Below are 1,265 nucleotides of genomic sequence, written 5' to 3'. Positions count from 1 at the left end.
GACTCTCGGCTACGGCGCCATTGCCTCTGCGGTCAATGCTCTTTACCTGGGCGCGCGTACCGCTCCAGGAACCGGAGCGACCGGAGAGTCGTCGATTGCCATCGGTACGGATGTCGCCTCCACTGGAGCGGGGTCCATCGGTATCGGCGTGCAGTCGAAAGCAACTGGAAACGGTGTTGCCGTGGGTGCGTCAGCCGTTGCCTCGGCGACGGGCGTGGTCGCAGTGGGCGGTGGCGCCACGAGTTCGGCAGTCAATGGTGTGGCTGTTGGCTCCGGAGCCAGTGCCTCCGGAGTCAACTCCGTTTATCTAGGCGCACGCACCGCCCCGGCGACAGGTTCGCTAAGCGAGAGTTCGATCGGAATCGGTACGGACGTGACTGCGAGCGACACATACGCCACCGCCATCGGCTTCAACACGAAGGCGACCGGGCTGCGCAGCGTCGCCCTTGGATACCTCGCAAATGCGGCCGCATTGGATACCGTTGCGCAAGGTACCCGCAGCCAGGCAACTGCTCAGAACGCCATCGCCGTCGGCTTCCAGTCGGTCGCGACCCAGCTGAACTCGGTCTACATCGGCTCGCGCACCGCTGCGGGAACAGGAGCCACGGCAGTCGGCGCCATTGCCATCGGCACGGACGTGACAGCGTCCCAGGACAACGCCACCGCCGTAGGCTTCCAGAGCAAGGCGACCGCGGGCAGTTCGGTGGCTGTCGGCCCGAATGCGGCTGCCTCGGGCCCCGCCGCGATGGCACTGGGTTCCGGCACGATCGCAAGCAGCACCAATGCGGTCGCGCTTGGCGCTGCGGCCCAGGCCACAGCAGCCGGCAGTACCGCCTTGGGTACCTTCTCCACTGCCACGGGAGCGAACTCCACTGCGGTCGGCAACGCCACAGCCAGTGGCGACCGCGGATTCGCTGGCGGCCGTCTGGCCAATGCCGGCGGCGCGGATTCCGCAGCCATCGGCACGTCGGCCAACGCGGCCGGAACAAGCTCGGCAGCGCTCGGCAACCTAGCCAACGCTTCGGCTGATTTCTCGCTGGCCATGGGCAATCAAGCCCTCTCGAGCGGCGTCGGCTCGGTCGCGGCGGGGTCGGGAGCCAACGCCGCGGCCGACGGAACCGTGGCGATGGGCAACAACGCTGCTGCAACCGTCACACGCGCAACCGCACTCGGATTCGGCACAGCAGCGAGCGGCCAGAACGCCACCGCGGTGGGCGCACTCGCCAACGCGTCCGCAGCGCAGGCGGTCGCCATCGGCAACAGCG

1 pseudogene is annotated in these 1,265 nt (G+C 67.9%); it reads left to right on the top strand.

Annotated elements, in window-relative coordinates:
• Nucleotides 1–373: 373 nt before the first annotated feature.
• Nucleotides 374–1,265, top strand: a pseudogene (locus tag ACSFA3_RS24045) (ESPR-type extended signal peptide-containing protein); the annotation flags it as partial.

This window comes from Variovorax glucosi (assembly GCF_051216695.1).
Lineage (GTDB): Bacteria > Pseudomonadota > Gammaproteobacteria > Burkholderiales > Burkholderiaceae_C > Variovorax.
Note: the sequence above shows the minus strand (reverse complement) of the source record. Positions and strands in the feature narration are given on the sequence as shown.